This is a genomic window from Bacteroides sp. AM54-2NS, from assembly GCF_003602935.1.
Lineage (GTDB): Bacteria > Bacteroidota > Bacteroidia > Bacteroidales > Bacteroidaceae > Bacteroides > Bacteroides xylanisolvens.
This window is the reverse complement of sequence record NZ_QTMZ01000091.1, coordinates 1-7,671: the sequence shown is the minus strand read 5'-3', so window position 1 is coordinate 7,671 and position 7,671 is coordinate 1. Positions and strand designations below refer to the sequence as shown.

The window sequence follows — 7,671 nt, the reverse complement described above, 5'->3', positions numbered from 1 at the left end:
TAACTTTCGTATTTTTTTTGAGGATAAAAAAGGAGATAGTATAGAAAATAATAAAATAAAAGGTTATAAATCTACCCTCACCACCCCTCACCCTGGACCCATTCATTAGCGCACCGTTTAACTCGTTTCTATGCACTAATGAGGTAAATACAGTTTTTTGAAACGCTATCCAATAGAATGATTATATTTGCATTTTGATATAAGAAACAAATTACAAACTATTAATCAGTAAACCATGAGATTCAGCAACGTAAGATTATTAGTGAAAGACTTCGCCAAATGCTTCAAGTTCTACACCGAACAACTCGGATTAGAGCCATCCTGGGGAGATGAAAATAGCGGATATGCCAATTTTAAAGTAGCTGACGGGATAGAAGGCTTCACCCTTTTTGTATCCGACTGGATGGCACCTGCGGTAGGCAATGCAGATAAGCAACAGCCCGTTGCGATGCGTGAGAAATTAATGGTTTCATTCAGTGTAGATAACCTCGACGAAACTTTTGCCGATCTAAAAGCAAAAGGCGTGACGTTTATCACCGAACCTGCGGATATGCCCGATTGGGGGATGCGTACCCTATACCTGCGCGATCCCGAAGAAAACCTGATAGAACTCTTTACCCCTCTAGCACCGGAGCAATGTAGCCAGGAGCTCCTCGAAGAAGATAAGAAATTTCAATAAGAAAGTTTGTTATAAAGAAATGTGCCCATACGAGTGAGCCGGAAAAATGATAGTTAATGAGCCCTATAGTGACATCGCTATGGGGCTCATACATTAACTTGATATTGCAGATATTCACTTGCCTTTCAACTTTATAACAAGAAACTCACAAAGTAGAATATGAATCTGATTAATAAGCCCTCAACCCATAATCGAATCTCATCTTCTTGCTATCTTTCACTTCGATTTTCAACAGATTACTTCCTTTCCGCAAGTAACGGCTGTAATCGCTGATATTATATTGATTATATTGCCTGGTCTGCTTTGCCTCCTGCGCAAAGACTTCTACACCATTCAGCCAAACTTTGGCTTCTCCGGCAACATTCAGCCATAAAGACAGATGATTGAAATCCTTATCCACCTTAAAAGTAGCTTCTGATACTACCGTAGAACGAGGGGGACAGTCGAAAGGCAAAGAAGTCATTTTCAGCTCCTGACCGTTCAGACTGACAAGGCGGGTATTCTTGCTTCCATTCTGACCGTCTGCAATCAAAGTAACAGCTTTCGCAGGGGTGATTTCATACAAACGGTTGTGCATCAGGTGCAACAAGCCTTCCGGTATTTAGTTACTTTCCGGTCGTAAGTAATCAGGCCGTTCACTTCTCCTTCCACATCAGTGGTTTGTGTATAGACTGCCGCACTCAATCCTTGGGCAATCAGCGTTTCCAAATCATATACCAGACGGCCGTAACTATCAATCAGAGCCATTGCTCCGTCTATATTCTTATACCCCCAGTTCCTCATATTCGGATTCCAGATATGTTCCTTGATCGCCCAGCCATAGCCGCCGAATTCTCCCAGTACGGAAATGCGGTTGCCGTTGTTCTCCGGCAGAATCATGGAAGTGACAGGATAATTATGTACGTCGTACATATCGCCTACGCCTCTGTCCGTCCAGCCGGTCACTCCGTTTATCAGGCGTGTATCGTCGTATTTTATCACTTTATTTACGATTTCCACCGTGTTGTGCTGTCCCCATCCTTCATTGAAAACCACCCAGGTAGTGATACAGGGATAGAAACGGAGACGGTCGATCATCTCGAACATTTCTTTTTGCCATTGGCGGGTGTGTTCTTCGGGAGCGTTCCAATCAGTAGTAGCCAACGGATTGACGTGTTCCTCCTTCTTCCTTGACGTAGCAAAACCGGAAACCATGTCTTGCCACATCATCAATCCCAGAGAATCGGCGTAATAATAATATTGCTCCGGTTCTACTTTGATATGTTTACGGATCATATTGAATCCCATCTTCTTCAACTGCACCATGTCCCACAGCATCGCTTCCTCGGAAGGAGGAGTCAACAATCCGTCGGGCCACCAGCCTTGATCCAGCGGACCGTATTGGAAGATGGGTTGGTTATTCAGGCAAATACGGTTGTATCCACATTCATCTTTACGGGCATCTACTTTTCTCAAGGCAAAGTAACTCTTTACCCGGTCTAAAACACGTCCTCCATTGGATAAGACAATATTCAAATGATACAGTTTCGGAGATTCGGGAGACCATAAGACAGCGTTCGGAACGTCTATCTCCATCGCATTAGTCAACTTCTGTTCCACCGTCTTGATTACTTTGCCATCATCCAACACTTCTATTTTCACTTCTTCATTGCCTTTGGCTCCGGCTATATCGAAAGCCAGCTTCACGGATTTTCTTTCAATATCAGTGGAAGGAAGTACCTGACGGATATAGGTTTTATTCACCGCTTCCAGCCACACAGTTTGCCAAATGCCCGATACAGGCGTGTACCAGATACCTTCCTGATTAAGTTGTTGTTTCCCTCGGGAAATAGATTCCGTGTCCGTCGGGTCGGTGACGGCTACTTCAATGCTTTGAGGACACTCTTCTTCAGATATTTAGTAATATCGAACGAGAACGGGTTGTTTCCTCCTTTATGCGTACCGACCAACCGGTTATTCACCCATACTTGACATTCATAATCCACTGCTCCGAAATGCAGGATAGTAGACTTATTCTTCCAGGAAGGATCTAAAGTGAACTCACGTTGATACCATAATCTATCCGTAGGAAGAAATGTTTTCTGCACTCCGGACAGAGATGATTCAATCGCAAACGGGACCAGAATTTCCCCTTCAAAGGAAACATTCTTCCGGGGCGTGTTCTGATCCGTTACGGCATACTTCCACAATCCGTTCAGATTGATCCATTCTGCCCGTTGCAACTGTGGTCTGGGATAACTTTGCCACACATTTTCCGGCATCACCTGTTCAGCCCATACTGTTTTAATTTTATCTCCTTTAGGCTCCCATGCATGGGTAAACACCTGCGACATGGCTCCTAAAGCCAGAGTTAGTAAGATTCTCTTATCCATAAGCATTAGCGGGTTTTATATTCTTTAAAATCTTTCCGTCGATTCTTATTGTAGGTATTCCACATTTTCTGGAAATACAAGACATCGCTCTTGTCCGCCCATTCGAAATAGGCTGTTTCCAATTCTTTTGCCATTTCAGGATATTTGCCGATCAGGTTGTGCTGCTCGGTACGGTCTTCCTTGATGTTGTACAATTCCCATTCATCTCCCTTAAAATTGGCCGAAACCAGCTTCCAGTCGCCTTTACGCACCATGCGGTTGCCTTCATGCTCTGCATAAATATACCTTTCGGGCATCTTCTTCCCTTTCACAATCGGGAGGATGGATTTACCTGCCGTAGGCAGAATCGCTCTTCCCTGATATTCTTTCGGATAAGTGGCTCCTGCCAGTTCCACACAGGTAGACATGATATCGGAGAATTGTGCAGGCTGATGATCCAGTCCGCCTTTGTTCTTCACCTGATTCCCCCAGGAAATGATACATGGGGTTGAGATACCTCCTTCGTGAGCATAATGTTTATACAGCGTGAACGGTGTGCAGCAGACATTTGCCCAGCCTGTACCGTAATGATGATAGGTTCCGGGCAAACCCATTTGGTCGAGTTCTTCTCCGGTATGGGTATGGTATTCGACTCCGGTCTGTTTGTCGAAACCGAATTCGTGCCATTCGGCACAAGCTCCGTTATCGGACATAAACATGATAAACGTATTGTCTAACTCACCGTTCTTCTTCAATTCATCTACTACCCGGCCGATGTTCGCGTCCATCACATCTACCATAGCGGCAAAAATGGACATACGGCGTGCGAGGTCGGTCTGCTGATCTTTCGTCAATGAGTCCCATGCCGGTAGCGGATGCGTTTCATCTTCAAACAGACTTTCGGGAACTACACCACGCGGACTAAGTGCCGGCTTTCCCTGCATAAGTTTCAGGTCCACAATCCGTTTCCAGCGGGCGTCACGAATCTTGTCCCATCCCTGCATATAGAGAGACATATATTTATCGGTCACTTCTTTCGGTGCGTGCAAAGGGAAATGGGGAGCGTTATAGGCCAGATACAGGAACAACGGTTTCTTCTCCTGATGTGCCTGGTCGATAAAGTCAATCGCATAATCCGTTATCACATTGGTAGCGTAGAAAGTTCCTTCCTCATAGTGTCTGGGCGTACGGTCTTTCGGCAAACGGGTATATACCGCCGGATTCCAGAAAGAGTTGAATCCGCCCAACAAACCGTAATACTCTTGAAACCCACGAAGAATAGGATTCGACTTATTCCCCAAATGCCACTTTCCTGACATCGCCGTAAAATATCCGGCATCTTTCAGGACTTCTGCAATCGTGACGTTATCCGAATTGGAACGGAAACCGGAATATCCTTTCGGCCAAGCAGGATGACTGCCGTCCATGTGTCCCAATCCCGTCTGATGCGGATAAAGCCCCGTCAACAGGTTGGCACGCGACGGGCAACTGCGTGCACTGTTATACATCTGCGTCATACGGACGCCATTCTTTGCCAGTTTATCCAACACCGGTGTATGAATCTCACCACCGAAACAGCCAAGATCGGAGAAGCCAAATCGTCTGCCAGTATGATAATAATATTCGGTTTGTCCTGCGCATACGTCATCGGGACCAGAGCCAGGCTGCCTGCTATCAATAAAGAAGTTTTCATTTGGTATTATAATTAAAGTTGGGTTTGAATTTACCATTCTCATAGATCATCGGAATTAATCCGGGACGGCACGTCACTTTATATTCCGCCGCCTGTGCCCCACGCGGATTGAAGAACATGGTAGCCCACCAGTTCCATCCTTATCCTGGAAAAGGTTGTTGTGTCCTCCTCCCGTGATGGCATTGTAGCGTTCGCTATAGGGACCATACACATTATCGGCTGTCGAGATGATGCAGTCGTAACTATAACGTGTCTTCGGCGAGGTTACTCCCTTTTTCTCGATATAGGTATCTCCCTCCGACGTACGGTGCGACCATATAGCCTGTACAAGGTGATATTTGTTATCGTATTTGAAGATAAACGCTCCTTCAATATACGGTTCCGGATTATATTTTTTCTCTTTCAATGTTTTCAGTTCCTCGGCAAATCCGCTCATATCCGGTTTCATACGGGCGATATAATGGTTGTGCCCGACAAAGTAGACAGTGCCGTCCGTATCTTCGAACAAACTTCCGTCGATATTCGGGAAGATGGCTTTGTCTTTATTACCTTCGATATTCTCGTACGGTCCTTCCGGTTTTCCGGTCTTGCTCCGCAAAATGAAAGAACCTCTCCCACCTGCCGACTCATTCATGCAGGCAACGATAAACCAGTTCTTCGCGCTTTTGATATAATGCATTTCCGGAGCCCACACTGCATGGAAGCGGTTGTCCATCGGATCACCGTTGATGGATTTCTTCTGATATTTCTCTCCTGCTTTATATACTTTCGGCTTCTTTTGCCAGGTTCCGTCTTTTTCCATCGACCATATTTGTCCTCTGGCTTCCCAGGACTTCATATCTTTGGAACGCCACAAGTACAAACCGTCGTTCCAGTCCCAGCAATGCCTCTGTCCCGGAAAGTAACGGTCGGGGGTAGAGGTGGTTCCTGTGATATAATAATAACCGTCGGGACCCAGCGTAGCCCAAGTGTCCCTCATCCAATAATCAAATGCCGGCTTTACAGATGTCGGAACACGTAGTTCCGGAGCGTTTGTATCTGCCGTTCCATATAACTGTGCTGATGCTGTAGAGATGGAAATAAATCCTGTAAACAAGATCAATCCTAATCGCAAAATCAATTTCATAAATTTCTGTTTTATGTTTACGGATACAAAAATAGGCCGTTGCGGGGCAGACTTCATGGAATCATGTTTTTAATATCCGTAGGTATGTACAATCTTCTTATTTTTTAGTGTTCCGGGTGGAGATAATTAAATGGATTCTGTTTAAAATGGTAACGTCTTTGCGGGAGAGGCAACGGGTCCTGCAAACGCAACTCCCATGCCAGTAAACGGGTCAGAAGTTCTGTTTGAATTTCGCTGTATTTCTTCTCGCCAAACAGATTATGAATTTCCGAAGGATCTTTCTTTAAATTATAAAGTTCTCCGTTACCATAATGATTCATGACCAGTTTCCAGTCATCCTTTCTTATCATGCGTGAGGTACCGCTTTGCGTCCAGGTGTTCAGTTCGTCGAAGTGGGCTATTTTGCCGGAAGTCAATGCTCCTTCCTGTTCAAAAGTCAAGGAGGCATCCAGTCCAACATCAGCTCCTCCGAAGCCTTGTTGTACGACCATGCTAGAGAATTCTTCTTTAGGGTAAGCTTTTCCGGTCAGCATCGGCCACAAGCTACGGCCCTGAACTCCTGCCGGTATTTCGGCACCGATGGCAGAGCAGAAGGTGGGGAAAAGGTCGGCTATCGATACGTGGCTATCCATAGGGGCAGGCTGGTTCTTAATGTGATATCCTGCCCATACCATCGGGATACGTGCGAGGCTTTCGGAAAGTCCGGCTCCTTTACGAATCAATCCGTATTCCCCCCAGTAGTCACCGTGGTCGGAAAGTACGACAAAGAGGGTGTTTTCATATTGTCCGCTGGCTTTCAATGATTCGATCAGTCTCTTGATCTGATCGTCTATCAACCGGATCATTCCGATATAGTTGGCACGGATTCGAGGCAAGTCTTGTTCCAGGTTCGGGCAGGACGCGTCTTCCAGTTGCGCCAAAATACGGTATTTCTCTCCTTTCTTTGCCAAATCTTTGCGGGAGGTCTTTAAGACGGGAAGCTTATCGGGGGAGAACATGGAGTAATAGGGTTCACATACCTGATAAGGGTTGTGAGGTTCCGGAAAAGAAACCCATACGAAGAAAGGATTTTCTTTCTGCTGCTTAATCCATGCCAGTGCTTCGTTCACGATTTTGGTGGGATGCTGTTCTTCCAGCGAGATGGGAGATGGCTCCAACCATTGCCCCCTGGCTTGCTGATTCAGGAAACGGGCAGTCTCCTTCTCTGCGGGAGTCGTCTTTTTGTGCTTTCCCCAGTGTCCGTATTCAGACCAGAAATCAAGGTCGGCAGGTTTCAGGTAAGCGTGATTCTTGCCGACCAATGCTGTTTTATATCCGTTTTCTTTCAATACGCCCACTAAGTCCTGTTGATAGGAAATGTCAGGAATATTATGATTCGTGCGTACGTGAGTGGCGGAAGGAAAACGCCCGGTGAACATGGAACAACGTGCCGGAGAGCTGGCTGGCATCACAGTGTATGCCTTATTGAACCATACATTCTCTTGCGCCAACCGGTCGACAAAGGGAGTCACTTCCAGCGGAAAACCTTCCCTGCCGCACAAATCGGCACGCTGCTGATCGGTCATAATAACCACAATATTCGGTTTGCCGGTTTGCGCCTGGCTGATATTGTCAAACCTTGTATGGCAAGCCCTGTGATACAAAAGATTGCTTTCATTTTATTAATTTGCTATTTGACGATTAAAAAACTGTCATGACTTATATCTCGGAATAGTAAATGATAATTTTGCGGAGTGCCCTGAAAGGGCTTAATTATATAGCGTAGGGCAACGCCCTACGTAAAAACGACAATCTGAATTTGCGCCCTGAAAGGGCATAATTG

General features: G+C 45.7%; 1 protein-coding gene and 4 pseudogenes. 1 reads left to right on the top strand and 4 read right to left on the bottom strand.

Annotated elements, in window-relative coordinates:
• The first annotated feature begins 235 nt into the window (after positions 1 to 235).
• Positions 236 to 679 (top strand): VOC family protein, encoded by a 444-nt coding sequence (locus DXA05_RS25385; protein ID WP_128859764.1) that lies wholly within the window; start codon positions 236 to 238, stop codon positions 677 to 679.
• 169 nt (positions 680 to 848) lie between these two features.
• On the opposite strand, the pseudogene DXA05_RS25380 reads toward DXA05_RS25385, so the two are convergent.
• The 4 pseudogenes from DXA05_RS25380 to DXA05_RS25365 all read right to left on the bottom strand — a co-directional run bounded on the left by DXA05_RS25380 (position 849) and on the right by DXA05_RS25365 (position 7,506).
• Positions 849 to 3,051, bottom strand: a pseudogene (locus DXA05_RS25380) (sugar-binding domain-containing protein).
• 5 nt (positions 3,052 to 3,056) lie between these two features.
• Positions 3,057 to 4,723: pseudogene (locus tag DXA05_RS25375) on the bottom strand (arylsulfatase).
• Positions 4,720 to 5,906, bottom strand: a pseudogene (locus tag DXA05_RS25370) (family 43 glycosylhydrolase). The pseudogenes DXA05_RS25375 and DXA05_RS25370 overlap by 4 nt, the downstream one beginning before the upstream one ends.
• 47 nt (positions 5,907 to 5,953) lie before the next feature.
• Positions 5,954 to 7,506 (bottom strand): annotated as a pseudogene (locus tag DXA05_RS25365) (sulfatase-like hydrolase/transferase).
• Positions 7,507 to 7,671: the final 165 nt, after the last annotated feature.

Bases quoted from the DNA above. Each gene is read 5' to 3' on its own strand.
- DXA05_RS25385 (WP_128859764.1), top strand. From the start codon at position 236: ATGAGATTCAGCAACGTAAGATTATTAGTGAAAGACTTCGCCAAATGC.